Source organism: bacterium, assembly GCA_016708315.1.
Classification (GTDB): Bacteria; Zixibacteria; MSB-5A5; order CAIYYT01; family CAIYYT01; genus JADJGC01.
In genome coordinates this window covers 24,868-51,791 of the sequence record JADJGC010000007.1, presented here as the reverse complement: position 1 = coordinate 51,791, position 26,924 = coordinate 24,868, and the positions used below count along the sequence as shown (strand labels likewise).

Sequence of the window (26,924 nt, the reverse complement as noted above, 5' to 3'; positions counted from 1 at the left end):
GTTTTATTAACGCCTTGTTCTTGCTAAAGTTCCGCCACTAATGAGCGCTTCGGTTGCTTTGCGGACCTTGAGATCGGCTTCCAACAAGTCGCCAAGATTCATTGGCGATCCTGAAATCGGCATTCCGAGCGCCTGTTCTACAATCGCCGGAATTTCGGTAAATTTAATCTCTTCCGCAAGAAAAGCTGCGACTGCAATTTCGTTGGCGGCATTGAGAGTCAGCGGTGCGAACCCACCGTCGCGCAAGGCGTTGTATGCCAACGATATCGACGGAAATCGGCGAATGTCTGGTGGTGCGAAATCAAGACTGAAAGGAGCGGAGATATCGAGTCGCGGAAGGTTGGTCAAGAGACGACTTGGGTATTCCAAGGCATAAGCGATAGGCAGCCGCATATCAGGAGGCGAAAGCTGGGCAATAACGGAACCGTCATGGAACTGCACCATTGAATGGACAATTGATTGAGGGTGGATGACGATTTCGATGGAGTCGACATCGATGTTGAATAAGTAATGCGCCTCGATAACTTCGAGGCCCTTGTTCATCATGGTCGCTGAGTCGATGGTAATTTTGCTGCCCATAGACCACTTGGGATGACGGAGCGCCTCAGCTACAGTGATGTCTTCGAAGGTGTCAAAGGGACGCTGGCGAAATGGACCACCGGATGCCGTAAGTAGGAGCTTTTCGACCTCGGAGTGTTTTCCGGATTGCAGGCACTGGAACAGTGCCGAGTGTTCGGAGTCGATCGGGAGGATTGTAGCACCCTTACGAGCGGCGGTTTCGTTAAGCAATTCTCCACCGGCGATCATTGACTCTTTATTTGCGAGAGCGAGGTTGAGTCCGCGATTGAGAGTATAGTATGAGACTTCGAGACCGGCTGCGCCGACAATGGCGTTGACTACAATGTCGCAGTGCAAGTTATCGATCAGTTTCGAAACACTGGAATGCCCAGAATGTAAATGGATTCCGGTAGGAAGTGTCGAGTTCGCTACGGAAGCCGCAGATTCATCGAACAGGTGGACGTTTTCAACAGCAAACTCCTGCGTTTGTTCGAACAGGAGTTTGTGATTCTGATTGCTGGAGAGCAGCACTATCTGGTAGTGCTGCCGATTGTTTCGGACAATATCAAGGAGACTCGCACCGATAGATCCGGTCGAGCCGAAGACGGCTATTCGTCTCACTTCTTTTCGTAGGCCTTGATAATCTTGACCGTCTTCAACGGACGATCGGGAGCTGGAGTGCCTTGGGGATCAAGATAGACATCGGCGCCTTCGGTCTTTTTCTTCAACAACTCAGCTTTCCAAGCGGCGTCACTTCTGATTCTGTCATTACTGCCGGATGTTTGGGTTTTTCCGATCTTTTGAACGACGTCAAATCCCTTGATCGTGTTGCCGAACACCGTGTATTTGTGATCAAGAAAATGCGCGTCCTCAAGGCAGATGAAAAACTGACACGAAGCCGTATTCGGACCCTGTGGCGAGCGTGCCATCGAAAGGGTGCCGGCATGATGAAGCGAATCATTGAATTCCGCATTAAGTTTCTTGCCTGAATCACCCATACCAGTGCCGGTCGGATCGCCGCCCTGAATCATGAATCCAGACATTACGCGATGGAAAATCACGCCGTTGTAGAAGCCTTTATTGGCAAGTTCAAGGAAATTGGCGACATGCTGTGGAGCAACTTGCGGGTAGAGTTCAAGCTCGATAATGCCTTCAGATGTTTCAAGGACAACGATCGGTTTCTTCGTCTTGGCATCTTCGGCATTGACGGTCATGAACATCGCCATAAGCACAATCATCACTTTCAGGGTAAACTTCATTTTGATCCTCTCTTCAGTTGAGTGAAGGTTAAGTTGTTAGTAATTCAATATATCAATTCTTTTACTGCAACCAAAACGGTAAAACGAATAGCGTCGCAGCCCGATACAAATAGCATCGGCTACCATTCTTATACGCCGAAATTGTTTTGTACGAACCGATAAATACGGGAGGGTAAAACATGATTGGCGAACAAATGCAGCCGATGGGAAATTCATTCGGGCGCGAGAAATGCGCCCTTATTTGTGCTTCTTGATGCAGTCGAGGCGATTTTTCGCCTTTTCGCGTGAGTGCTTGGCAACTTCGCGGTCGGTTGACGACAAGTCCATATTGAGAAGACCCTCGGCGCGCTCCAATTCCTTCATGGCACGGCCGTGGTCGATCTCGTGGACGAATTCGGCGGTATCGGCAAGGATGGTAGCCTTGTTGTTCGAGACCTCGATAAATCCGCCGGAGGTTGCCATCCAGAGTTCCTTGTTGTTCTTGTCGCGGAACTTGATCTCGCCGACTTTGAGCGTCGAGATTAAGGGAGCGTGATTGGAAAGGATGCCGAGATAGCCTTCGCCACCCGGCACCACCAGCGATACGACTTCGTCTTCAAAAAGAATGCGTTCGGGTGACACAATCGACAGCTTGAACGACATTATGCTTTTCCTTCACGCATCTTCTTCGCCTGCTCGCGAGCTTCATCGAGACTGCCGACCATATACAACGCCTGCTCCGGCATATCATCGCAATTGCCGTCGATGAGTTCACGGAATGAAGCAATCGTGTCTTTGAGCTTAACGTAGCGACCCTGACGGCCGGTGAATTGTTCAGCAACAAAGAACGGCTGTGACAGGAAGCGTTGAATCTTGCGTGCACGTGAGACGATGATTTTCTGATCTTCCGAAAGTTCGTCAATTCCCAGAATTGCAATGATATCCTGCAAATCTTTGTATCTCTGCAAAATGTTCTGCACACCGCGGGCGACGTTGTAGTGTTCGTGTCCGACAACGTTCGGATCGAGAATACGCGAGGTCGAGTCGAGCGGATCGACTGCCGGGTAAATTCCCAACTCGGAAATCTGACGAGACAACACGGTTGTGGCGTCCAGATGTGAGAAGGTTGTTGCCGGGGCAGGATCGGTCAAGTCGTCTGCGGGTACGTAAATGGCCTGCACCGAGGTGATTGAGCCGGACTTGGTGGACGTAATGCGTTCCTGCAAGGCGCTCATTTCGGATGTCAGGGTTGGCTGGTATCCTACTGCGGACGGCATGCGTCCCAACAGAGCGGATACTTCGGAGCCTGCCTGCACGAAACGGAAAATGTTGTCAATAAACAGCAGCACGTCCTGATGTTCTTCTTCGCGGAAGTATTCGGCCATTGTCAGGCCGGATAGTGCGACGCGCAGACGCGAGCCTGGGGGCTCGTTCATTTGGCCAAAGACAAGAGCGGTCTTTGCCAATACACCGGACTCTTTCATTTCAAGCCAGAGATCGTTGCCTTCACGGGTACGTTCACCAACACCGCAGAAGACTGAGTAACCGCCATGTTCGGTCGCGATATTACGAATCAACTCCTGAATGATAACGGTTTTGCCTACGCCGGCGCCGCCGAAAAGACCGACCTTTCCACCCTTGGCGTAAGGTTCCAGCAGGTCGATGACCTTGATTCCAGTTTCGAACAGCGTGTACTTCGTCTCTTGTTCTGAGAGCGGCGGTGCGGAACGATGAATCGGATAGCGCTTGGTGTCGGCAGGAAGCGGGCCGATCTTGTCAAGCGGTTCGCCGAGCAGGTTGAAGAGACGGCCGAGCGATCTTTCACCGACCGGCACCGTAATCGGACCACCGGTGTCACCAACTTTCATTCCGCGCACGAGACCGTCGGTCGATCCGAGCGAGACGCAGCGCACGATGTTGTCACCTATGTGCAATGCTACTTCGATGGTTAGGTCGATTCCCTTGGCGGGGTCTTCAATCTTGAGTGCATTGAGAAGGTTCGGCAATTTATCCGATTCGAACTCGCAGTCGACGGTCGGACCGATTACCTGAACGATCTTTCCCCAGTTATCAGCCATTACAGCTCCTGTATTTGGAATTATCAAAAATATTCATCATCACTGATTAACCCCTCAACGCCTCGGCACCGGTGACGACTTCGAGGAGTTCCTTGGTAATCGTCGCTTGACGGGCTTTGTTGTACTGCAAGGTAAGGGCGTCGATCATTTCGTTAGCATTGCGGGTTGCCTGTCCCATTGCGATCATACGTGCTCCGTGTTCGGAGGCGAATGTGTCTGCCAGCGCCATCTGCGCGATAGTCAACGCATAAGAAGGCATCAACGATTCGAAGATGTGTTCGGGATCGGGCTCAAAGATATAGTGTTTCTGCGACTTGTTATCTGCCTTTGGCGGTGCAATCGGCAAGAAGCCGTGGACGCCGACGCGATAGGAAGTCGTCGACAAGAACTTCGTATAGATAAGCTGAACCTGGTCGACATTGCCGGAGACGAACGACTCGATCAAGAAATGAGTCAGGTCGCGAACAACATCAAGATTCATGCGGCCCTGCATGTTCTTATAGACCTTGGCAATCGGCCATTTCTGACGGCGGAAGAAATCTTCGCCCTTCTTACCAACCAATACCAACTGCGGCTGGAACTGCTCGTTCTCCCTCATCCACTTGGTGGCAGGTCGAATGATGTTCGAATTGAACGAACCGCAAAGACCGCGGTCAGATGTAAACACCACCAGCATCTTGCGCTTGACTTCGCGCTGTTCAAAGAACGGATGGTCAATCGAACCGGCGGCTGCCGAGATTTGCTCCAAGATCAAGCGCATCTTCTCGGAATAAGGGCGCGACTGTTCGACCATTTGCTGGGCACGGCGCAAGCGAGCGGCCGCGACCATTTCCATTGCTTTGGTGATTTGCGTCGTGCTTTTGACGGCGCGAATTCGTTTACGGATGTCGCGAAGTGTTGCCATGGTTTACTTCATGAACTCCGCTTTGTATTTGGCGACTGCTTCTTTCAGTTTTGCTTCTGTCGCATCATCGAGAGTTTTTGAATCGCGAATGACATGAAAGATGTCGGGATAATTCTTCTCGATGAACGGGTAATATCCGTCTTCAAATGCCTTAACGCGTTCAAGCGGTACTGAATCGAGGTATCCATTTACTGCGGCCCAGATGATGGCTACCTGTTTCTCGAGCGGCATCGGAATGTACTGACCCTGTTTGAGAATTTCTGCCGTACGAGAACCGCGCGTCAACTGCGCCTGAGTGGCTTCGTCGAGGTCGGAACCGAACTGAGCAAACGCGGCAAGCGAGCGATATTGCGCCAAATCGAGACGCAATCTGCCGGCGACTTTCTTCATAGCCTTGGTCTGTGCATTACCGCCGACGCGCGATACCGAGATACCGACGTTGATGGCGGGACGCGTACCTGAGTAGAACAGATCGCCTTCAAGGAAGATCTGGCCGTCGGTAATCGAAATTACGTTTGTCGGAATGTAAGCGGACACGTCGCCAGCCTGAGTTTCGATGACCGGAAGTGCGGTCAATGAACCGCCACCGAGCTCATCAGACAATTTGGCAGCACGCTCCAATAGGCGCGAATGCAAGTAGAACACGTCGCCCGGGTAGGCCTCACGTCCCGGCGGACGACGAAGCAGCAGCGACAATTGGCGATACGCTTGCGCGTGTTTGGAAAGATCATCGTAAACGCAAAGGACGTGCTTGCCTTTGAGCATGAAGTATTCGCCCATTGCGACACCTGCATACGGTGCCAAGAATTGCAGCGGAGCTGGTGTATTCGCTGAGGCAGCAACGACGATAGTATATCCCATGGCGCCGTTTTCTTCCAAGATGCCAACTGTTTGGGCGATCGTGGAAGCTTTCTGGCCGATGGCGACATAGATGCAAATTACGTCAGTGTTCTTCTGATTGATAATCGTGTCGATGGCGATAGCGGTTTTGCCAGTTTGACGGTCGCCGATGATCAATTCGCGCTGGCCGCGGCCAATCGGGATCATCGAGTCGATGGCCTTGAGGCCCGTCTGCAACGGCTCTTTCACTGGCTGGCGCTGTACGACGTTTGGCGCGGGTGATTCGACGTTGCGAAATTCCTTGGTCGCAATCGGACCCTTGGCATCGAGCGGCTCGCCCAGCGGGCTGACCACGCGACCTACCATAGCCTCGCCCACAGGGACCGATGCAATACGGCCCGTGCGGCGGACGGTGTCGCCTTCGTTGATTTTGCGATCGTCGCCCATCAACGCTACGCCGACGTTGTCGGCTTCAAGGTTGAGCACGACGCCAGTGACGTCACCGGGGAAGGTCACGAGTTCGGACATCTGGACGTCACGAAGACCCCAGACACGCGCGATACCATCGCCGACCTGCAGAACCGTACCGACCGACTCCATCTCGAGCTTGGTCTGGTAACCGGCGATCTGCTGTTTAATTATCGAACTTACTTCTTCTGGTTTCAGAGCCATGTGAACTGGACTCCTCTATTTGTAATCATTATTCTCATGTTCAGTTGGGCGCGCAGACCGCGCCGCTACGGTCTATAATTAGTTTACCTTCAACTCCATCAACTGCTCGCGCAGGACTTCCAGTTCGTGGCGTACGGAACGATCAATGATTTTGTCGCCGACGATAGCGATTACACCGGCAATAATTTTTTCATCGACTTCTGGTTCGAGGTCAATTTGGCGGCCAGTGAGCTTATTGAGTTTGGCACGGATGGCGTTGACCTCTTCCGGTGTCAACGGGACAGCCGTGATCAACCTAGTGCCAACGATGGCGCGACTTTCATTGTAGAGCGCTTCATACTCGTCGGCAATTTCGACCATGAAATCGGTGCGGTGTTTCGCGACGAGAAGATGAATCAGGCTGTAGAGGTTCTCATGAACCTTGCCCTGAAACACTTTGTCGACGACAGCGTGTTTATCGGAATCGAGCAATTGCGGCGCGGCAAGAAACTGAATCAATGAGTCGTCGGCCTTGAGAATATCGGCCAGACTCTCGAAATCAACTTGAACAGTGTCGGAAGACTTGTTCTCTTCCGTGTACTCGAACAGGCCGTGCGCATAACGCCGGGCAATGATCTGTTTGTCCAAAGCGCGCTTCCCTTACTTTACTTTCTCAACGTCTTCGATGAAGCGACCGATCATCTCGCGGTGCTTCTGCGTATCGAGACGTTCGCGGATGATCTTCTCGGTGGCGTCAATCGTCAGGTTGACTACGTCTTCCTTGAGTTGGATGCGCGCCTTGGCGAAATCCTGCTCGAGTTCGGACTTGGTGCGAGCCATGATATCTTTGGCTTCGACGCGCGCATCGTCCTTGATCTTGGCCGCGATTTTCTCGCCTTCTTGGACCGCTTCTGTCAAGCGTTTGCGGGCTTCAGTGTCAATATCGCGCAGTTTAGCTTGATATTGCTGATTCAGCGATTCGGCTTCGGCATTCTTAGCATCGATTTCATCGAAGCTGTTCTTGATGCGCTCGCGACGTTCGTCGAGCAGGCCGAGCAGCGGCTTCCAAGCGAACTTTTTGAGAATCCACAGCGCGATGATAAAGCCGATGATATGCGTTATCAGCTGGGGGATTTCAATTTTGAGAGCGCCTAATATTTGATCTAACAAAGGTCCTTACCTCATTCAACTGTTAATCGATACAGCGGGCGAAGCGACTAACTTCGCCCACCTGAATCTTTCGGATTAAGCAATCTTGCCCTGGAGCAGGAAGAATGCGACCAATGCGTAGATGGTCAACGCTTCGATGAACGCAGCGCCGATGATCATCGCGGTCTGAATCTTGCCCGCAGCTTCCGGCTGACGACCGATGGCTTCCATCGCCTGTCCAACCGCACGACCCAGGCCCATGCCCGAACCGATAGCGGCCAACCCGATAGCGAGCGGCAGCGCCAGAGCTAATGCAAATCTGAAATCCATGTGACCTCCTGACTAACAGTTATTAAAAATTAATGACTTTCAGCGTGTTCCTCGTGCGGCAACATCATAGCGATATAAATTGCCGACAACGAAGTGAATACCAGCGCCTGAATGGTGGACATCAGCAGGCCGAGGAAATAAAACGGCAACTGAAGCGGCACACCAACGGGCGAGTGCATAAAGGAGAGCATCATGATACCGACGCCGGTAAAGGCGGCGATCAGAATGTCTTCTCCGGTGATATTTCCAAAGAGACGTAAAGACAATGAAAGCGGCTTGGCGAATTCGCCGATCACGTGAATCGGCAAGTTCAACGGCACCAGACACCAGCCGATAACGTCGCGGGGCGAGCCCATCAAGTGGAAGAACCAGCCACCGACACCGAGGTGTTTGAAGCCGACAGCTTGCGAATAGACGAATACAATCAATGCCAAAGAGACTGTGATCGTAGCCGCCGAGCTGGGAGCTTTCAAGAACGGGAACATTCCCATCCAGTTCATTGTGAGAATGTAAACGAAGAGCGTTCCCAGGAACGGTGTGTAGCGGCGAGCGTGATCGCCCAACATGCTATGGAAGAAGTTGTAGAGTCCTTCCACTACCAATTCGACCAGGCTCTGCAGACGTCCCGGGATCATCTTGCGCTTACGGGCGACAGAGGTCGAAACCACGCACAAGAAAGTCAAAGCCACAAAAGCGAAGATGATGTTTTCCCAGTGATATACACCAGAGAAGGCGTCTCCGAAGGCCTTGTACGCCATGTGGAGGATATTCGGAAGTTCGTGTGACTCTTCATGAGCGCCGCCATGTGCAGCACCTGCGGCATGCGCCAAAGTATCGGCGACTTGGCCGACTTCATGTTCAGTCGTTGAGACAATTGTCAGAAGATATTGCGAGATCAAACGGTGCCCTCCGGCTGTTTGGTGCGGACTCCCGGTACATCAAGACCGAGAATCAGGCGACCAAGCACTTTGAGAACGATGACAGCAAACAACAACGAGAAGCCGGCAAGCAGCGCGTAGACAGAGAAGAACTCCGACGCGACAATGAAGTAACCGGCGACATATAATAAAGGAAACTTGAGCAATGCCAGAACCGCTGTTATTGACTTGCGGGCTTCGTTGGGAGAAACGACTTCTTTGATCAATGTACGGATGAAAAAGAGATTAATCAGACTCCAAGCGGAACCTACGAAAAGCCAAGCCCGATTTTCCAATCGAAGTAATAGGAAATGCAAAGGGAGACGACCAGCGACACTACTGCCGTGGTCTTAATGATGCGTGTTATGAATTCCAATCCCATCGCTTGTGAAAAAAGTTACAAGTCCTTATTGACCTTACGCACAATATTGTAAATTTCTTTGCCTGCCGCTACAAATCCCAGAATTAAAAATATGGCTATGAACCAAGGTCTGGTACCCAACCAGTCGTCAATCAGGCTTCCGATGAAGTAGCCCACTAAGGGACCTACTGCCATCAGAATTGGAATCGTACCAAGTAGGCTGACTTGTCTAAGAGAGCTGGATTTCTTCTCATCTTTTTCCGGCATCTTCAGACCCACCTGACTGTAGGCGCCAAATATATGAAGCGTGAGTTGACTGTCAAGCAATTATTGCGCCAGAGGTTTAGCAAAATCGGACCGAAAGTAGATTAGATTCAACCAGATTGTTGACAATACTACGTTCTGCACCTGTTTCCATTGGTTTAGGGCGTTCGCACACTATTCGAGTAACGCTATTAGTTCAGACGTCGTCGTTACGGGTAACTTGCAAACGAAGTTGCGGCAGACATAAGCGCACGGTTGGCCGCTGGACAGGGCACGACCTTTGAGAATCGGGACGCGATTGGCTGTAGTGTTCGCCGTTGGCGATTCGGGATTGAGCAGGGCAATAGCTCTTCCGGGTGCAAAGGTAGAGTAGGCGCATTCGATGAGTCTGCGAGTTGCTTCGCTACTTTCATCCCCTACGATGGAAATCTCGTGAGGATGGTGGATGGTTAGAGCGGCGGCGTTCAAGAGATTCATGTAGGCCATTGGTACTTTGTTTGCGTTGGCGGCAAGGGACCGCAGCGCTTTTTCGGCAACAGTACGATACTCCGCTTTGTCGAGAAGCACAGCGAGGCGCAGCAATGCGATGGACGCAACAGAGGTTCCTGAGGGAATTGCGCCGTCATAGCTATCCTTCTGACGAACCAGCAGATCATTTTGATCGGCAATGGTCATGTAGAAGCCGCCATTGAGGGAGTCTTCGAATCTTGCAATCATTTCGGTAGCAAGCTTATCGGCCCAGTCGAGCCATTTGATGTCAAAGTCGGATTCGTACAGATCGACGAGCCCGTTGAGCAGGAAGGCATAGTCGGTGATGAATCCGTGCTGTTTGACAGTACCGTTTCGATAAACACGATTGAGTTGACTGGATGAGTAGAGTGTTTGGTGAAGGAAGCTCGCGCACTTTTGCGCTGCTGAACGGTATCTCATGTCGCCGGTTATCTGATAGCCGCGCGAGAGAGCAGAGATCATCAGTCCGTTCCAATCGGTAAGAACTTTGTCGTCCTTGTTTGGACGAGCTCGGAGGCTGCGGACTTGGAGAAGCTTGGCCTTCATTGCGGTGAGGCGCGACTCAAACTCAAATTCACTCAGAGAGTATCGGCCCGCAAACTCTGCTGTCGCAACTCGAACATGAAGTATTGACCGCTGGTGTTCGAAATTGCCCTCGTTTGAGGCGTCGAAATAGTCGCAGAACATCTTGGCGTCTTGTGGCCCGAGCACAGACATGATTTCGTCCGGTGACCAAACGTAGAACTTGCCCTCTTCCCCTTCGCTGTCGGCGTCTTCGGCGGAGTGGAAACCACCGGAAGAATCCGTCATATCGCGCAGAATGTAGTCGAGCGTTTCGGAAACGATGCGCTTGTAGAGCGGTTTGCGCGTTAGCTGAAAGGCGTCGCAATAGGCGACTATCAGGAGCGCATTGTCGTAGAGCATCTTCTCGAAGTGCGGAACCAGCCACTGAGCATCGACAGAGTATCGATGAAAGCCACCGCCCAATTGATCGTAGAGGCCGCCCTTAGCCATCTTATCGAGGGTGAAGGTTACTGCTTTCAGGAGGCGCGGCTCTTTGGTTCGATGGTATTGGCGCAACAAGACCGAGAGAGCGTAACTTGGCGGGAATTTCGGAGCACCGGAAAAGCCGCCGTCAATCGGGTCAAAGCGTTGGAGCATTTGACTCACAGCAGTGTCAATTGACGCCGGATCAAATGCAGTGGGTTCGGGTAGTGACTGTAAAACTGATTGCAGACGTTCGACCGCAGTTTGCGCGCCATGAGTTACTCCCTCGCGGTCGGTTTTCCAGGCTTCGTCGACGGCATAGAGAATTTGGGGAAATCCGGGTCGGCCGTAGGCGTCTTGCGGCGGGAAGTAAGTACCACCGAAGAACGGTTTGGCGTCGGGTGTCAGAAATACCGACATCGGCCAGCCGCCGGAACCGGTCGACATCTGCACAAATGACATGTAGATGTCATCCAAATCTGGGCGTTCTTCGCGATCTACTTTGATGTTGACGAAGTGTTCATTCATAATTGCTGCAATCGAGTCATTCTCGAACGACTCGCGTTCCATTACGTGGCACCAATGGCAGGCGGAGTAGCCTATCGACAGGAAGATCGGTTTGTCCTCGGCGCGGGCTTTGGCGAATGCTTCCTCGCCCCACGGGTACCAATCGACCGGATTGTGGGCGTGCTGCAAAAGATACGGAGATGTTTCGTTGACAAGTTTGTTGGTATGTGAGTGCATCGAAGTGTTCCTATATTCAGTGCAGCCGGCTGTCGCGACGAAAATGAACCATAGTATTACCGCCGCCACGGTTGCAGCAGATTGTGCTTTCATCAATGGACTACGCAGCGTGTGGTATATACGATTGTTTGTTGTGAGGCGAGGAAATAGTTAGGCGACTGGGGATTTCATTTCAGCTGATGCCGGCGACTTGGCGGACTCTTCTTCGCGTGTCTGGATGTAGCGACGCAAGTAAATGCGAAACTTCGCGCCCGCCCCCGGCGCAGATTCAACGCTGATTTGCCCCTTTATGTTATCAAGGCAGCGTTTGACAATAGCCAGACCCAAACCCGTTCCGCCCTTTTTCCGAGAGAAAAATGGCTCGAATAATTTTTCGCGGACTTCACTGTTAAGGCCGATGCCATTGTCGGAGATCGTCAATTGTACCCAATCAGTTGTTGAGAATCGTCCATCGGGCGCCGGGGATTCGACTTTGACAGTGACCTTGCCATCTTCCGGATCGACGGCGTCGAGCGCATTGCCAATGATGTTGATGACAATTTGACGAATCTGGTCCTCCTCACCGATGACGTAGACCAGCGGCTGTTCGGTGGCAAATTCGAGCGCTACACCTTGAGGAATTTTCTGACTATGGCGCATCAAGTCAAGTGTGTCGCCGATAGTCGAAACGAGTTCGATTTTTGTCGAGAGCACAGGTGCAGTGCGGGCATAGCTAAGGAAGTTGGTTAGTATTCGCGAGAGACGTTCCGACTCCTTGACGATTAACTCCATCAAGCGGGCATTGTCACCGTGCAGGTCAGTTTCGCTTTTGAGTACTTCTACCGAACCGGAAATTGACGCGAGCGGATTGCGAATTTCGTGGGCGATTCGAGCCGAGAGCTCACCGACGGCAGCGAGTCGGTCGGCCTTCATCAGCGCCCTTTCCATCTCCTTGGCGATGGTCAGGTCCTGGAATACCGCTACGACGCCGCGGATACCGACGCGCTCATCACCCAGTACAGAAGCACTGAGACCGATTGGAAGGCGTGAACCATCTTTGCAGACGACCTCGAGCTCGGTTCGGACGCTTGGTTTGGCAAGCTTCAGCACGGAAAGTATTCGTTCGCAGAACTCAGGCATTTGACGATTGAAGACCTCGAGGAAGTTCTTGCCCTTGATGTCGATGTGTCGGTATCCGAGAATCGACTCGGCGGCACGGTTGAAATAGACGATCTTTCCGACGTTGTCGATTGTCACCAATCCGGAATGAAGATTCTGCAAGATGTCATCAGTATCGAGTTGCACACGCTCGAGTTCTTCGGAAGCGTGCGACAACTCACCTTCCTTTGCTCGAAGCTTCTGCGCCAAGAATCCGGATATGAATGCAACCAAATAGAATGTGCAGACGTGCAGGAATATGGCATAGAAGACATCATCACCCTGGAAAGTTGTGCGAATTTGTTCGAGCGAGAGTGTTGTGCCTCGTTCGAAAACATTGTTCAGCCCAGAAGCGAACGCGTAAGTGAAAGCGGCCAGCGTCGCAATGGAAATCGTTCCGACCAATCGGTAGACCAGGCTCGCCGAGACGATGGTCAACAGGAAAAGTATCGAATACTGCGTTGTGATTTGGCCGGAACTACGGATCAGAGCTGCTTCGGCAAACAGCTCGAAAACAAAATGGAAGAAGATAATAAATCGCAGAAATCCGGGCCGGAAGAGGCGCGCATCGACTTCGATAACAAGCAAGAAGACCAGCGTTGCCAGTGAATAAAGCAGAAACGGCCAAAAAGTCTGCCGCTGAATGCTCTCGGTTAGCACGACGGCGCCAAAAAGGAGCAGGAATATAGACAGCCGCAGCGGGATGAACCAGAAACTGCGGAGTTCTTCTTTTAGTTTTTTCTTACGCTGCTTCATACTTCCTGAGAAAAAGCCACCCCTGCACTAACAAGGGTGGCTCACGAGTTTGCCGGTTGATTGAATTTAGCTGATCTTGCCGATAATGTCGAACATCGGAAGATACATAGCGATCAAAATACCGCCGATAACCACACCCATTACGACGATAACCAGTGGTTCGATCATCGAGGTCAGAGCGTGCACGGCAGCGTCCACTTCTTCGTCGTAGAAGTCGGCGATCTTGGACAACATGTCATCCAAGCCGCCGGTCTTTTCGCCGACGCCGATCATCTGAATAACCATCGGAGGGAACACACCAGACTCTTTCAACGGGTTGGTAATCGTGTCACCTTCGGCGATAGAGAGTACTGATTTCTTAATTGCTCTCTGCAGAACCTTGTTGCCTGCGGTCTTGGCAGTGATTTCCAGTGCGTCGAGAATCGTTACACCGGACTGAATCAGCGTACCAAGCGTTCTGGTGAAACGTGCGACGGCTGATTTACGAATCAGGTCGCCGAAGACGGGAGTCTTGAGCATGAACTTGTCGAACTGGAAGCGGCCTTCTTCATTCTTGAGCATCATCTTAAGACCGACAACAGCAGCAATGACGAAGCCAATAATCAAAAGGAAAAAGCGCTGCAAGAATTCAGAGATTTGCAGCACGACCTGCGTCGGTGCGGGAAGCTCAGCGCCGAGGTTGGCAAACATCTTGGCGAAAATCGGCACAATAAAGGTTAACATGGCAACCGTAACGGCGGTAGCAACGAATGAAACGACGGCCGGATAGACCAATGCGCCTTTGACCTTGCGAGTCAATGCGTCGGCCTTTTCGCGATAGTTGGCAAGTCGTACGAGAATCGTATCGAGAGCACCGCCCATTTCGCCTGCTTCTACCATGTTGACATAAAGTTCGTCAAACACCTTTTTGTGCTTGCTCATTGCTTCGGAAAGAGTCGAGCCCGAAGAGACGGCGTCTTTAATCTCGCCGATGATCTTGCAGAATTCCTGCGAGTCCATCTGCTTTGACAAGATGTCAAGACACTGAACCATCGGCAGACCGGCGCCGATCATCGTTGCGAACTGGCGCGTAAAACGGGAAACGTGAATCTTCTTGACGCCCGTACCGATCTTGAACGACACCTGCGAAGGCTTCCTATTGACCTTGTCAACGAGGATCTTGTTGCGTCGTAAAATCCGTTCGAGCTCGCCACGGTCTTTTACCTTAAGTTCGCCTTCGACGGCGGACCCGGTGACCGTTTTGCCTTTGTATTCAAAAACCGGCATAACTACCTCCAATTATCCTCGTTAACGATGAACTTCTGCGACGGATTGAACGCGCGAGAGCATCTCATTGAGTTCCTGAACATTCGACGAGCGCGACATCGCTTCGCCGATGGTGATCTTGCGCGACAAGTAAAGCTCAGCCAGCGACATGTTCATGGTTTTCATGCCATACTTCTGACCTGACTGGAGCATGCTGTATACCTGGTGTATTTTGTCGTCGCGAATCAACGCGCGAATAGCCGGCGTGCAGACCATGATTTCGGTTGCGAGGCAGCGGCCGCCTCCAATGCGCGGAATCAGTTGCTGGGACACAACGCCCTGCAGCACGAAGGAGAGCGTCACGCGAATCTGCTCCTGTTGGTTAACCGGGAACACGTCGATGACACGGTTGATTGTCTCCGCGCAGCTATTAGTATGCAAAGTTGCAAAGGTCAAGTGACCCGTCTCGGATATGTTCAACGCTTCAGAGACGGTTTCGAGATCTCTCATTTCGCCGACGAGCACGACGTCAGGATCTTGACGCAGTGCGTATTTGAGCGCTATTGCGAACGAGCGGGTGTCGGCGCCGACTTCGCGTTGATTCACCAGACAATTCTGGTGGCGATGCAGATATTCGATTGGATCTTCGACTGTCAGGATATGCGAGTGCCGTTCCTTGTTGATTTTGTCGATCAAAGCCGCCAAGGTTGTAGATTTGCCGGAACCGGTAGGTCCCGTAATCAGAACCAGACCCTTGGGAGTATTGGCGAATTCGACAACGGTCTTGTCGACGCCGAGTTCTTCAAACGATGGCACCTTAAATGGAATCTGTCGGAGAGCCACCGAGATATTACCTCGTTGGGTAAACACGTTACAGCGAAAGCGGCTCATGTTTTCAATACCGAACGACATGTCGAGTTCGTTATTTTCCTCGAAACGCTGCTTCTGTTTTTCAGACATCATGCTGTAAGCAAGCTTCTTAGTCGTTTCCGGAGTCAAGACGTCCATATCTAGCGATACAAGGCGGCCATCCACGCGAATTTGTGGCGGCGTTCCGACTGATAAGTGCAGATCGGAGCCCTTCTTCTCCAGAAGAATCTCCAGCAGTTCACGCAGATTAATCATGCATCTCTCCTGTATCTCAATAGCATTTTACTCATACCTAATTGCCGCCAGGACTATGAAGTCTCGGCAAGAATCTGTTCTATATTGCAGATTCCGTTTCTAACTTTCTCAATTCCGGCCATGCGAAGTGTTTGCATACCTTCTTGAATCGCTGCCGCCTGAAGATCAGGTGCAGAGGCGCTTTCCAAAATCAGGCGCTCGACCCCCGGCGTAATTTCCATGACTTCAAACAGACCGGTACGGCCGGACATGCCGGTGTTGTTGCACTCGCTGCAGCCGCGGCCCTCGTACGCCTTGAATGTTGCGAGTTCATCTTCAGCGACACCCAGCTTGATCAGAACCTCAGGAAGCACTTTGGCTTCTTCTTTACAACGCTTGCAAATTTTGCGGACCATACGTTGTGCCATGATCAATTTTGCGGCCGAAGCCACGAGGTAATTCGGAATACCCATATCAATGAGTCGGTTCACCGATGATGGAGCATCGTTGGTGTGCAGAGTGCTGAACACCAAATGCCCTGTCAGCGATGCACGCACCGCAATTTCCGCCGTTTCGGCGTCACGAATTTCACCGATCATGACCACATCCGGGTCCTGACGAAGGAAGGATCTAAGCGCGGCGGCAAAGCTTAGTCCGATGTCGGAGCGGACAGCAACCTGATTGATGCCGTCGAAGTTGAATTCGACCGGGTCCTCGGCGGTCATGATGTTGACATCGGTAGTATTGATTGCTTTGAGCGCCGAGTATAGCGTCGTCGTTTTACCAGAACCGGTTGGACCGGTTACGAGTACGATTCCATAGGGCAAGCCAATCGCGTGCTGGAATTTCTTCAATGACATTTCGGGGAAGCCGAGATGCGTCAGATCATGCATCAGTGACTTCGGGTCGAGAATTCGCATTACGACTTTTTCGCCGAAGATTGTTGGAAGCACCGAAACGCGCAAGTCGATAGCACGGTCGGCGATCTTGATCTTGATGCGTCCGTCCTGAGGCAGACGGCGTTCGGAACTGTCGAGTTCGGCCATGATCTTGACGCGGCTGACGATGGCTGCGCGATACTTGAACGGAAGCGGGGACATTTCCATCAGTTCGCCGTCGATACGATAGCGCAAGCGAAGTCGCTTTTCGTAGGTTTCGATGTGAATATCCGAAGCACCCTTGCGAACAGCTTCAGAGATGATAGAGTCGACAAGCTTGACCAGCGGTTTGTCCTGGACTGCCGACTGCAGCTCCATGTCGCTGACTTCTTCTGAAGTAGCTGATATGACTTCAAGCTCAGAATCTTCGAGTCCTTTGAGAATTTCCGTATACTGCGACGAATTCGAATAGTAATGTTCGATCGCCTTCTGGATTGTTCCTTCAGGCGAGATGACCGGTTGAACAGTGCAGCCGGTAATGAACTTGATGGCATCGAGAACATAGATATTATTCGGATCGCTGATTGCGACAACCAGCGTCTTACCGAGTTTACTCACTGCGATGACATTGAACTTGCGCGCAATGTCTGAAGGAATCAGCTTGACGATTTCCGGGTTGAGCTCAAGATCAGACAGACGAATAGCACCGATATTGAGTTGTTTTCCGATAAACGAGGTCAATTCCTCTTCATCGTTAACCGCTCCTATCTGGATCAGCACCTGTTCCAGACGTCCCTTCCCTTTTTCAACAAGGGTGAGCGCCTGAGTCAGTTGATCGCTGCTGATCTTGCCCGCATCAACGAGCATCGTCCCTAAATCTTTTGCGGCTGGCATATTCCTTCCTGGTGCTGCCTCGAGAATCCTGCTAAGCTGTTACTCGCGGAAGATGTCTTCCAGCTTGTTTTCCGCGGAGGTTGTGAACTCCTCCGACAATCCCTGGTCATCGCTGTTGATTTTCTGCAGAACGGTTTCGAAGACCTTCTGCAATTCCTCTGCCGCTTCCTTGGCATAGAGGCGGACCATGCCGATAGTCGTGCGATCGTCGAAGACGACAGCAAGAATCGAGCGGTCACCGACCAGACCCATGTGGATGTGGTCTTTTTTACCCTGATGGAACAAGACCGAAAATTCGGGTTCGCCAACGAGTTTGGCGATTTCAGCGGTGGAGGCAAAGCTGCCAGCCATCAACGCCGAGAGCGCGGTGGTGTCCAGCGTTTGCGTGAACCCGTGCCGGGCGATGAGATGTCCGTCCTTATCCACCAGTAGCGCACATTTTGCTTCTGATCCTTTCAAAAGCCTGGTCATCACCGTATCGATCTTCTCGGTGTCGTCCCAATAAACGATTAGTTTGTCGCCAGCCACTACAGACCTCCTGATTAGTCATTATCCCGGCTGAACCAGCGGAATAAGAAGAATTTTCTTTTTTTCTTTTTAACGCGCGTGCTCTTCTGCATTCCCATGACTTTGGGAACTTCGAAGGCGTCCGCAAAATCGGATGCCGATGATTCAACTCGTGCTTGCGGTTGTGGCGCATTATCTGCCTTCATTGAATTGAAGTCATCATTACCGATCGGTGTGAGTTTACTTTCGATATCCGACAGCGTTGTGCGCGGATTTCTTTCGGACTTGGCCGCGGGCAACGGTGCGTCGGCGACTTGAGCCATGTTCCAGTCTTCGCTCGGTTTGGCGTTGACTTCTACACGTCGCTGAGACGCGGCCGCCGGAGCAGGTGCAACCGTGGTCGTTTTCGTCTGAGCGGAAGCAGCAGTACGGGCAAATTCCGGTTCCGGCGCATTGTGAATTTCCGGGAACGGAGCCGAGTGCTGGTTTGCGCTCACTGAATATTGCGGAGTCTCGCCGGCACTGATACCCGGATCCGAATTGGAGACGACCTCGTCGCCTTTCTTCGCCTTGTTGAGAACGAGCTTGGTAATCAGCTTGAGCGTATCGAAGACTCCCACGCCCTTAACGGCGGAGGCTTCAAAGTAAGGAAGATTATTCCAATTGAGATCGGCTTGCAGTTCGGCAATGCTCATGACGTCCGGAAGGTCGCGCTTGTTGTACTGAAGAACGATCGGCAGACTCATGATGTCATAGCCGTATTCGACCAAGTTCTCTTTGAGATTGTTCAACGACTCGATGTTCTCTTCCTTTTTGGAGCGCTGCGAATCACCGACAAAGACCACACCATCAACTCCGCGCAGCACCAGTTTGCGGGTGGCATTGTAGAAAACCTGTCCCGGCACGGTGTAGAGTTGGAATTTGGTAGCGAAGCCATTGATCGCGCCGATGTTGATCGGCAGAAAGTCAAAGTAGAGCGTGCGGTCGGCATCGGTCGCAAGGCTGATCAAATCACCGCGCGTCTTCTTTGGCACCTTGGCGTGCACATACTGCAAATTGGTTGTCTTTCCCGACAAGCCGGGCCCATAATAGACAATCTTGCAGTTGACTTCCCGGCTTGAATAGTTGATCGATACCATTTAAGTTCTCCCTGTAACGCGGCTACAGACTGATCTGCGTAATAGCGTTCTTGATTTCCAGTCTGATTAAACCAATGTTAACGCGCGATTCTGCGGTGACGACCAAGTAACCGACTGGTGTCGAAGCGATGAACATTTTCCCCTTGTCCGCTTCGATTGTCAGTTGCTGGAGCGGTGTTTGATTCATCCGGTCAAGACTTTTGGCAACCGTGGAACTAATTGATCCGGCGAGAGCACCGATAGTTTCGTCGTCATATCTGCTGTTCAGATCAGCCGCAATCACGATGCCGTCATGTCCCACCAGCATGCTGCCGGTGATACCGGAAGTCTTATTCAGTTCAGACAGTACTTCCCGCATATGTTCTCCCTGCTTCAGTCGTATAGACGTTTTTATATCTTTCCTGCAAATGGCGCGTCACCATTTCAACAGCCTGGTTGACGCGGATTTTTTCGAGTTCATCGGAGGCGGCATCAGCAATCGAAACCAGCCACATGTCGGCGACGCGCTGTAAGCTAAAGCGTTCGTTGCCGGAACGGAATTCGAGCGAGTCAGGTTGAGTCACGCCGCCGTATTCGCAAGTGGCAGTGACGTCATCCACAAGTTTGCGCGACAGCGCTCCCCACATTTCCTGATCATAACGACCGCGGCTCCAGGCGGCTACCGGAAGTCCCTCGGAATCGATCAACATGGCGCAATGAACGCCGGAGTATTGACCGACATGAGCGACTGCATCATTGAAGGTGCGGCTGAAGAACTCATTGACCGAGCGGGCCGGCGCTTGATGATGGTGCAGCGGTTCGTGGACAGTGGTGTATGCCGGTTCCTGACGGTTGACGCCATCGATGATCTTGCGCTCTTGATTGCCCTTGGTGAAATGGCGATTGCGAATGCCCAAGATGTTCCGGCTGAATGAGCCGAAGACGAATGGCGCTGTCAGAGTAAACAGAACCACTGCCGGTTTGAAATTGATCAGAGCACTTCCGACCGCTTCTCCAAGCGGAACACGCTCCATCAACATCAGATAGGCGCAAAAAATGAGCGAAGTCGTTAAACGCCCAACGAGGTAGATCGCGGCACAGAGTCCGCCGTGCAGCGGCGAGTTGTCGCGATTGATGACCATTGCGGCTGCGACAAAGAATGCAACCTCGCAAAGTATGTAGAGCGGAGCGCTCAGACCGAAGTCGAACCCGAGTTGATTCGGGTAGACCAGCATTGGCAGCGCCGCAATAATCAGCGAAACCAGGAAGATGTGTCTAGTATCTCTTACCGACAAAGCCATAATTGCCTCGCAAACATTAACTGTCCAGCAGACGGTCGACGATCTCATCCAGGGTGAGACGCATCGAACCGGAATTGACTTCCTTATCGCACATCAAGACCAACCCATAGCGGTTCAGCTTGACGATTAAAATCATAGCATCCTGAGACTCGATCCAGATTTGTTGCGGATCGCCCAGGCACATGTAAGCAGCTTCGGTTTCGGCGTTTCGGCTCATTTCCACTCCGAAAGCCGCGATTTCAACGCAATCGGGAACACATCGGCCACGGCTGTCAATGACAGTTCCGTCGTGGTTAGCACAGACGATGCAACGCACGCCAGCGACTTGCGACAGACGGTCAAGCGCCTGATTGAGTGTAATGGTCTGCGGTTCGGCGCTGACAACAGCGGTTCGACTCGCTGATCCACTTGAACCAAATCCGCCGGCAGGTGACTGGCCATTGCTTCCGGGTTGGTCTACGCGACGGCGACGAGCCTCTTTCTTCTGTCTTTCCAATCTCTGTTGAAGCTCTTGAATCATGATTGGATTGACGCCGGTAGCGCGCAATTTCTTGATCGCATTTTCCGCTTCGACATAGTTGGATTTGGCGATGTAGATCTCAACCCGCAGTTGTTGGGTTGCGCGTGTCTCGCCATCGACAGAGACAGCTTCATCGAGCTCTTGTTCAGCCCAGTCAAACATTTTGCGTTCGAAGTTGATCTTCGCCATTACCAGATGACCGGGGCCGTACTCGGGATGAAGGCGCAGACCTTGCCGACAGACGCGAAATGCCTGATCGAGATCACCTTTAGAGCGGTAAGCATCGGCCAAAGCGGCAAAAACCTGCGAATTGGAATTCTCTTTGAGAATTCGTTCGCATTTTTCGATACGATCCGCCAGACTTGCAGATTCCATCATAGAGACCTACAAAAGTTAGGGTTCAGGTCAGACTCTTCTTGATCCGCGCTACACCGAGCACGATCATGAACAGCGCCAGCACGTGAAGGGCGCTGACAGCACTCTTGGGAAGAGCTATAAAGTCGAGTTCGCGCGAAATACCGAGTGCCTGTCCGATCGCGAAGATCAAGAACGACACTGATAACAACTGCCAACCCGGCGACAACTCTCCGCCTTTGAGGAGAGTGAATATCTTCATACACATTGAAAAGCAGAGCAGTCCGGCGACGAGCAACAAAACGTCGATCGCCACACTCATAGCCGAGGTATCATTGGCCGGATTCGATTGCGCCCAAGCGCCGTTGATCGGCAGCAGGCACAAGACAATGGCCAGTATCATAGCCAGCCGGTAGCTATTCTTCACAGGACCTCCTTGGTCACTTTTACTTCCTTGAGAATCCGGTAGAGTTCGTTGCCGACATCGTATTTCTTGTCGATCTCGCGGCGTTCTGCCAGCGGCAAAGCGACCTCTTTCTTGATATCGGATGCCACTTGCTTGCGAATCTCGATACCGAGGTAGTTGTAGACATAAGCAAGCTGTTCTTCGAGGATCTGATTCAATCCGCTGATCAGCTTGAGGGTACGTGTCTCTTTCGGAGTCTTGCTAATGGCACGTTTGAGCGCTTCAAAGTTCGTCGGGAAGTCCGCATGGTTTACACCGTTGAAGTAGGCCCAGATTCCTTTGCGGAAATTCGCCAACGTGATCTGAAGTTTTTCGTTCTCTGTGCCAAGCTTCTTTTCGAGCGTGCGCTGAATCGTCGTGAAGGAAGCGGCATATACGCGCAGAAGCAGCCAGAAGAGCGAGTCTTCCTCGCGCGGGTCGGCGACTTCGGCTTCCTTGGCGCCGGAAACTTCCACGAGTTTTCCGAGCATAAGTTTGTAAATGGCGCGGGAGGTAGCAAAGTCACCAAGCGGCGACTGCTCCAGAATCTCCTGCAGAGTACGGGTACCGTCGATCAACGTGATGACGCGGAATTCGTCGAGCGAGATTGTGACTTCGTCCGACTTGACTTGCGGTGAGGACACGACGCGGAGTATCTGGTGGTCATTGGGAAGGACTTTTTGGATTTCGACCCACTCATCGATTCGACGAGTGCCTTCCATGATGATGTTCATCGTGTTGAGATCGACCAAGCCCTCGCGTGTCGCCGGGAGCTGGCCCTCTTTGAAGATGAACTCACCTTCTTTCCAACTGAAGAGATTGTAAATGATCTCTTCGACTTGTTGCTTAAGGAACAGCCCCAATTCCTCACGCGACAGCAGCTTCATCTCGACGAGCACTTGACCAATCCGTTTGCCGGAGGTCTTGTGCATGTAGATGGCTCGCTGAAGGTCGGTCTTGGTCAGTCGCCCCGTCTTCAGAAGGATTTGTCCGAGATAATCTTCTTCGGCGTCCTGAGAAGTAGCGCTAATGATGTTGCCTTCTTTGAAGACAATCTCTTTGCGAATATTGCCGCGAATGATATTCACCGTGCCGGTTTTTTTGCCGGCAGAGAACAACTGCAGCAAATCAGGAAATGTCACCGTTTGGAGATTGCCGGTAAAGCTCATGATCTCAACTTGTTAAACTGTTCAATATTTAACTCGCGACGGACATGTCTGTCCGCAGAGTCTACTTCATATTCTTTATCGGGAGCGTAAGGATGTTTCTTAAGGACGATTTGGATTTAAGGTTGGCGAGGTGCCCGTTTCAAGGATGGTGGTGCTGTTCACATTTCGGCTGCGGTCCTAATTGAGGCGCGGCCGTGGTCGACCAAGATCTCTACAGCCCCGCTTTCGAGCACTGACAGTATCTTGATTTGAGGGTATTTGTTTCGCAACGCAACGAGTTTGTCGCGCTGAGCATAACGACTGGAGTAGTCAGTGAATACGACGGTTTCGGGCTGAAACAACTCGATGATTTGTTCTGCAGAATTGTTCGCAAGGAAGGACCAAGTTAGTCCAAGAATGTTAGCATTACATCGGCTCGTGTTCAAACTTTGAACAGCCACTGCTTCGGTGACAAAAACGAGACACAAACTGTCCCATTGTAGCTGAATTGCCGGGTTTAGGTACTTGAGCGAATCTCCAAGAGCGGCGGAAATCGAGTGGTCGTGGCTGCGAGTCGCCTCCCTAATCGTTGCCAAGGACTGGAGATTGCCTTCTCGCTGAGATGTCCAGCAGACTTCGCTGATGGATCCAATGCCTCGAAATCGCAGGAATGGCAAGACCACGGATTCGCCATTGTCGAAGAATCGGCTCTTGCCGCCGCCGTTTATCAGAGTAGTCTTGCCGCTTGGCTCTTCAGTGAAGATCGTGGTAATCTTGGACGTGTCGAGAATCGTGATTCGAGTTCCGGCTTCAGGGCCGGCGACGACGGCTCTCCACACGATGACATTTAAGGTGACAATGAATATCATCAGAAAGGACAAGAAATGCCGGCTCCTGACGCCGATCGCTAACACGATCTGTAGCAGGAGATAGTATGAGAGCACTGTTAACAACTCTGGCGCTCCAATTTGAATGGGAGGGATTTGAAGATTCTCGAAGAACAAGGTCGACCAGTGGATACAATCAAGAAGAAACTGCAGGAAGGCGCTGCAAACTCCGGTGATTATCGGAATTGCAGAAATGAAGACCAGTACTATGCCTACAATTGCTGCGACGCCCACGAGTGGGACGATTAGCAGGTTGGAGAGAAAACTCACGAGCGGTACCGTATGAAAGTGATATAGGAGTATCGGTATGACTCCGATTTGGGCGACGACGCTTCCGAAAAAGATGATCAAGAAGTAGCGAATGATGCGCATTGAGACTCTCTTGCTCTTGGGAAGAAGCGGCTCAAGCGGCGGCATAAATAGGATCAATGCGAAGGCGGCAGCGAATGATAACTGAGTGCCAAGGTCAAACAGATACAACGGATGGAACGCCAGAACAATCAATCCAGCAACTGAGATTGTGTTGAGCCAGTTCTGGTCGCGGCGCAGCGATAAGCCTATCAAAGCAACTACCGCCATAACTGAAGCACGCACCACCGAGGGCTGATTGTAAGCCAGAAACGAGAACAAGACCACACCCGCTATCGCCAGAAGGTATCGCGAACGCCGAGGCAGCCTAAACAGGCTGGCCACGAGGAATATCGTAAGCGTCACATAGCCGACGTTTGACCCTGATGCAGCGAGTACATGCAAAGTGCCAGTATCTTTGAAACGCTGGTAGACATCGCTTGGAATGAACCGCACATCCCCTATCAAAAAGCCACGCATAAGGGCGGAATGGTCCGGCTGAAGATTCTCTTCGAAAACTTGCGTGATATAGCTGCGCGCTGGAGCCACGATTGACTTGATGAACCCAACACTTCCCTGCGTTTCGAGCCTTTCGACCTGATCATAATCACCGAGATTGCAGATTGCTGCGATGCCGCGGATTTCCAAGTAACGGCGGTAGTCGAAGGCGCCGGGATTGCGCGAATCGAGGGGACGGACAACGAAACCGTTGAATCTGATGCGATCATCAATGTTAAACTCATTGGTCGCCTTGCTGATTCGCAGTCTGACTGCGCCAGAAGTCGCTATCGTGATTCCCTGCCGACTCAATGATTCAGCTTCGACCGTCAGGAATGTCTTGGTTGGTCGAATGTCGGGTTCAGAAACGATGCGCCCGACAATGGTTGACTTTCCGTCGAGATCGAGAAAATGAGAAATGTGATTTGAAGGAATTTCACGGAGTTGCAGGCATGTCAGGAAAGCGGCTGCTGATATCAGTGCAATGCAGAGTGTGATTCTGCTTGATAAAGTGCGATTGGCTAGTGTGTAGATTACTGCAGCGGCAGTTGAAATTGCAGCAATTCCAAGGTACGCCATTGCCGGCAAAGACGTGTACGAAGCAATGACAATACCGCATACGAAAAAGATGAGTGCGTACAGCGCAGGAGCGCGCATCTGCCCGCCTTACTTGGCTAAGTCCGACCGAATCTACCCTTGAGTTTTTTCGTGATTTGCGACAATTCTTCAACTCCGAGCAAAAAGCAACTTGCTACAAATGCTACTATCGCTATTCCGCCGAGAAGAATCAACTCAAAAATGTGGTGCGCTTTATCCTCGATATATGGCTCAATAACGAACTCGCGAGATAGCCAAACAACGGCACCAGTCAAAACTGTCGCGGCGACAATACGCAAGAGCGCCTTTAGGACTGGTCCATCTTCGATGATGCGAATGCGCTTGCGCAATAGATAGGTTAGAAGGACGAAGTTCACAACGCCGGCAAGAGACGCCGCCAAAGCAAGTCCGGCAAATCCGAAGTTATCTCTCAGTTGAAAACACATTAGAATGTTGGCGAGTACACTGATTAGCGAGATGATTGCCGGTGTGCGGGTATCCTTGAGAGCATAAAATGCCGGCACAGTAATTCGGACTAAGGTAAAGAACGGCAGGCCAAACGCATACATCGCCAGCGCTCGAGCGGTGTGGATCGTATCTTCGGATGTAAATGCACCATATTGATAAACAGCAGCACAAATCTGCTCTGAGAGCAAAAGCATGACGACGGTAGCGGGCAGGCTGAAAAACAAACCAAGCCGTAGTGCACTGGAGTGGATGTATCCAAATTGTGAGTCGTTTCCGGCAGCGGCTTCGGCAGAGAGACGCGGCAGAGCAACAGTCGCGATGGCGATTGCAAACAAGCCGAGCGGCAGATGCAGGAGGCGGAACGCGTAGTCAAGATATGAGACGGCGCCGGAATCTGTCGACGCAATTCGATTAATCACAGCGACGTTAATCTGGGTTGCTGCTAAACCAATAGTAGTTGGCAGGATCAGCAAGAATAGCCGCAATAGGTCGGGGTTGGCGAAGTCGATAATCAGCGGAAAGCGAAACCCTGCCTTCTTGAGTGCCAAATACTGGACGAAGAATTGTGCTGCCCCACCGACAAGCACACCAATGGCGAGACTCAGAACCGGTGGATCAACGAACGGAGTTAGAGCAACCGAGCAGATAATCATGCCGAGATTCATCATTGCCGGAGCAATTGCCGGGACGAAGAATTTGCCCAGTGAGTTGAGAATGCCCATAAGCAATGCTGCGAGCGAGACCATCAAAAGGAACGGCATCATAAATCTTGCCATTGTAATGGTCGAATCGAGTTTTCCCGGGACTTGTTCGAATCCTTCGGCGATCAGGGTTACAAGCTGGGGAGTGAGCATCATCATCAAGAGAACGACTACAGCGACGATGGCCGTCATTGCACCGAAAACCAGCCCAGCGAAGCGGATTGCCTCTTCCTTGGAGCCAGAACGCAGTTTCTCGGAGAAAATAGGGATAAAACCTGCTGAGAGCGCCCCTTCGGCAAACATATCTCGCAGCAGATTCGGGATACGAAATGCGGATTTGAAGGCGTCAACAGCGTCCGAGGCACCAAAGAGATATGCTGTAACCTGCTCTCGGACAAGACCAAGGACGCGCGAAATCAGGGTCGCGCCCGAGACAATGCCGGCAGAACGCGCCAGACTGCTCTTGGCGGGTTGTTTACTTTCCAAT

Annotated in this window: 26 protein-coding genes; all 26 read right to left on the bottom strand. The window is 51.7% G+C overall.

The window, feature by feature from the left end:
* Window positions 1-6: 6 nt before the first annotated feature.
* The 26 genes from IPH59_08155 to murJ all read right to left on the bottom strand — a co-directional run bounded on the left by IPH59_08155 (window position 7) and on the right by murJ (window position 26,923).
* Window positions 7-1,179, bottom strand: a complete 1,173-nt coding sequence (locus tag IPH59_08155) for a 1-deoxy-D-xylulose-5-phosphate reductoisomerase (protein MBK7091679.1) — start codon at window positions 1,177-1,179, stop codon at window positions 7-9.
* The gene (locus tag IPH59_08150; GenBank protein MBK7091678.1) at window positions 1,176-1,772 is read right to left on the bottom strand and encodes a peptidylprolyl isomerase; all 597 of its coding nucleotides are present in this window, start codon (window positions 1,770-1,772) and stop codon (window positions 1,176-1,178) included. Before IPH59_08150 ends, IPH59_08155 begins: the two co-directional genes overlap by 4 nt.
* Window positions 1,773-2,054: 282 nt before the next feature.
* The gene (gene atpC / locus IPH59_08145; GenBank protein ID MBK7091677.1) at window positions 2,055-2,459 is read right to left on the bottom strand and encodes an ATP synthase F1 subunit epsilon; all 405 of its coding nucleotides are present in this window, start codon (window positions 2,457-2,459) and stop codon (window positions 2,055-2,057) included.
* The gene (atpD, locus tag IPH59_08140) at window positions 2,459-3,874 is read right to left on the bottom strand and encodes a F0F1 ATP synthase subunit beta (GenBank protein ID MBK7091676.1); all 1,416 of its coding nucleotides are present in this window, start codon (window positions 3,872-3,874) and stop codon (window positions 2,459-2,461) included. Before atpD ends, atpC begins: the two co-directional genes overlap by 1 nt.
* A 46-nt stretch (window positions 3,875-3,920) precedes the next feature.
* On the bottom strand, window positions 3,921-4,778 hold the full coding sequence (gene atpG / locus IPH59_08135) for an ATP synthase F1 subunit gamma (GenBank protein MBK7091675.1): 858 nt from the start codon (window positions 4,776-4,778) through the stop codon (window positions 3,921-3,923).
* A 3-nt stretch (window positions 4,779-4,781) separates the two neighbouring features.
* Window positions 4,782-6,290 carry a F0F1 ATP synthase subunit alpha gene (locus tag IPH59_08130; protein ID MBK7091674.1) on the bottom strand — a complete coding sequence of 503 codons (1,509 nt, stop codon included), beginning with the start codon at window positions 6,288-6,290 and terminating at the stop codon, window positions 4,782-4,784.
* A 78-nt stretch (window positions 6,291-6,368) separates the two neighbouring features.
* Window positions 6,369-6,917, bottom strand: coding sequence for an ATP synthase F1 subunit delta (atpH, locus tag IPH59_08125; protein MBK7091673.1), 549 nt, complete (start codon window positions 6,915-6,917; stop codon window positions 6,369-6,371).
* A 12-nt stretch (window positions 6,918-6,929) separates the two neighbouring features.
* Window positions 6,930-7,439 (bottom strand): F0F1 ATP synthase subunit B, encoded by a 510-nt coding sequence (atpF, locus tag IPH59_08120; protein MBK7091672.1) that lies wholly within the window; start codon window positions 7,437-7,439, stop codon window positions 6,930-6,932.
* A 75-nt stretch (window positions 7,440-7,514) separates the two neighbouring features.
* Entirely contained in the window at window positions 7,515-7,748 is a 234-nt protein-coding gene (gene atpE, locus IPH59_08115; protein MBK7091671.1) for an ATP synthase F0 subunit C, read from the bottom strand.
* 29 nt (window positions 7,749-7,777) lie between these two features.
* Complete coding sequence (atpB, locus tag IPH59_08110; protein ID MBK7091670.1) at window positions 7,778-8,647, bottom strand: F0F1 ATP synthase subunit A; 870 nt, start codon at window positions 8,645-8,647, stop codon at window positions 7,778-7,780.
* Window positions 8,644-8,961 carry a hypothetical protein gene (locus IPH59_08105; GenBank protein MBK7091669.1) on the bottom strand — a complete coding sequence of 106 codons (318 nt, stop codon included), beginning with the start codon at window positions 8,959-8,961 and terminating at the stop codon, window positions 8,644-8,646. Before IPH59_08105 ends, atpB begins: the two co-directional genes overlap by 4 nt.
* Window positions 8,962-9,062: 101 nt before the next feature.
* On the bottom strand, window positions 9,063-9,293 hold the full coding sequence (locus tag IPH59_08100) for an AtpZ/AtpI family protein (protein MBK7091668.1): 231 nt from the start codon (window positions 9,291-9,293) through the stop codon (window positions 9,063-9,065).
* A gap of 171 nt (window positions 9,294-9,464) precedes the next feature.
* Window positions 9,465-11,531 carry a thioredoxin domain-containing protein gene (locus IPH59_08095; GenBank protein ID MBK7091667.1) on the bottom strand — a complete coding sequence of 689 codons (2,067 nt, stop codon included), beginning with the start codon at window positions 11,529-11,531 and terminating at the stop codon, window positions 9,465-9,467.
* Between the two features lie 150 nt (window positions 11,532-11,681).
* A complete protein-coding gene (locus IPH59_08090) occupies window positions 11,682-13,424 on the bottom strand; it encodes a PAS domain S-box protein (GenBank protein MBK7091666.1) in 1,743 nt (580 codons plus the stop codon).
* Window positions 13,425-13,490: 66 nt separating this feature from the next.
* Window positions 13,491-14,690 carry a type II secretion system F family protein gene (locus tag IPH59_08085; GenBank protein MBK7091665.1) on the bottom strand — a complete coding sequence of 400 codons (1,200 nt, stop codon included), beginning with the start codon at window positions 14,688-14,690 and terminating at the stop codon, window positions 13,491-13,493.
* Window positions 14,691-14,711: 21 nt separating this feature from the next.
* Window positions 14,712-15,794 (bottom strand): type IV pilus twitching motility protein PilT, encoded by a 1,083-nt coding sequence (locus IPH59_08080; GenBank protein MBK7091664.1) that lies wholly within the window; start codon window positions 15,792-15,794, stop codon window positions 14,712-14,714.
* 53 nt (window positions 15,795-15,847) lie between these two features.
* On the bottom strand, window positions 15,848-17,545 hold the full coding sequence (gene pilB / locus IPH59_08075) for a type IV-A pilus assembly ATPase PilB (protein MBK7091663.1): 1,698 nt from the start codon (window positions 17,543-17,545) through the stop codon (window positions 15,848-15,850).
* A gap of 39 nt (window positions 17,546-17,584) precedes the next feature.
* Entirely contained in the window at window positions 17,585-18,073 is a 489-nt protein-coding gene (locus IPH59_08070; protein ID MBK7091662.1) for a roadblock/LC7 domain-containing protein, read from the bottom strand.
* Between the two features lie 14 nt (window positions 18,074-18,087).
* On the bottom strand, window positions 18,088-19,191 hold the full coding sequence (locus IPH59_08065) for a GTPase domain-containing protein (GenBank protein MBK7091661.1): 1,104 nt from the start codon (window positions 19,189-19,191) through the stop codon (window positions 18,088-18,090).
* A gap of 22 nt (window positions 19,192-19,213) precedes the next feature.
* Window positions 19,214-19,549, bottom strand: a complete 336-nt coding sequence (locus IPH59_08060) for a roadblock/LC7 domain-containing protein (GenBank protein ID MBK7091660.1) — start codon at window positions 19,547-19,549, stop codon at window positions 19,214-19,216.
* Entirely contained in the window at window positions 19,530-20,471 is a 942-nt protein-coding gene (locus IPH59_08055) for a hypothetical protein (GenBank protein MBK7091659.1), read from the bottom strand. The genes IPH59_08060 and IPH59_08055 overlap by 20 nt, the downstream gene beginning before the upstream one ends.
* 16 nt (window positions 20,472-20,487) lie before the next feature.
* Complete coding sequence (locus IPH59_08050) at window positions 20,488-21,369, bottom strand: tetratricopeptide repeat protein (GenBank protein MBK7091658.1); 882 nt, start codon at window positions 21,367-21,369, stop codon at window positions 20,488-20,490.
* A gap of 22 nt (window positions 21,370-21,391) precedes the next feature.
* The gene (locus tag IPH59_08045; protein MBK7091657.1) at window positions 21,392-21,772 is read right to left on the bottom strand and encodes a hypothetical protein; all 381 of its coding nucleotides are present in this window, start codon (window positions 21,770-21,772) and stop codon (window positions 21,392-21,394) included.
* On the bottom strand, window positions 21,769-22,959 hold the full coding sequence (locus IPH59_08040; GenBank protein ID MBK7091656.1) for a DUF4388 domain-containing protein: 1,191 nt from the start codon (window positions 22,957-22,959) through the stop codon (window positions 21,769-21,771). Before IPH59_08040 ends, IPH59_08045 begins: the two co-directional genes overlap by 4 nt.
* 158 nt (window positions 22,960-23,117) lie before the next feature.
* A complete protein-coding gene (locus tag IPH59_08035) occupies window positions 23,118-25,328 on the bottom strand; it encodes a ComEC family competence protein (protein ID MBK7091655.1) in 2,211 nt (736 codons plus the stop codon).
* A gap of 17 nt (window positions 25,329-25,345) precedes the next feature.
* Entirely contained in the window at window positions 25,346-26,923 is a 1,578-nt protein-coding gene (gene murJ, locus IPH59_08030) for a murein biosynthesis integral membrane protein MurJ (protein ID MBK7091654.1), read from the bottom strand.
* Window position 26,924: the final 1 nt, after the last annotated feature.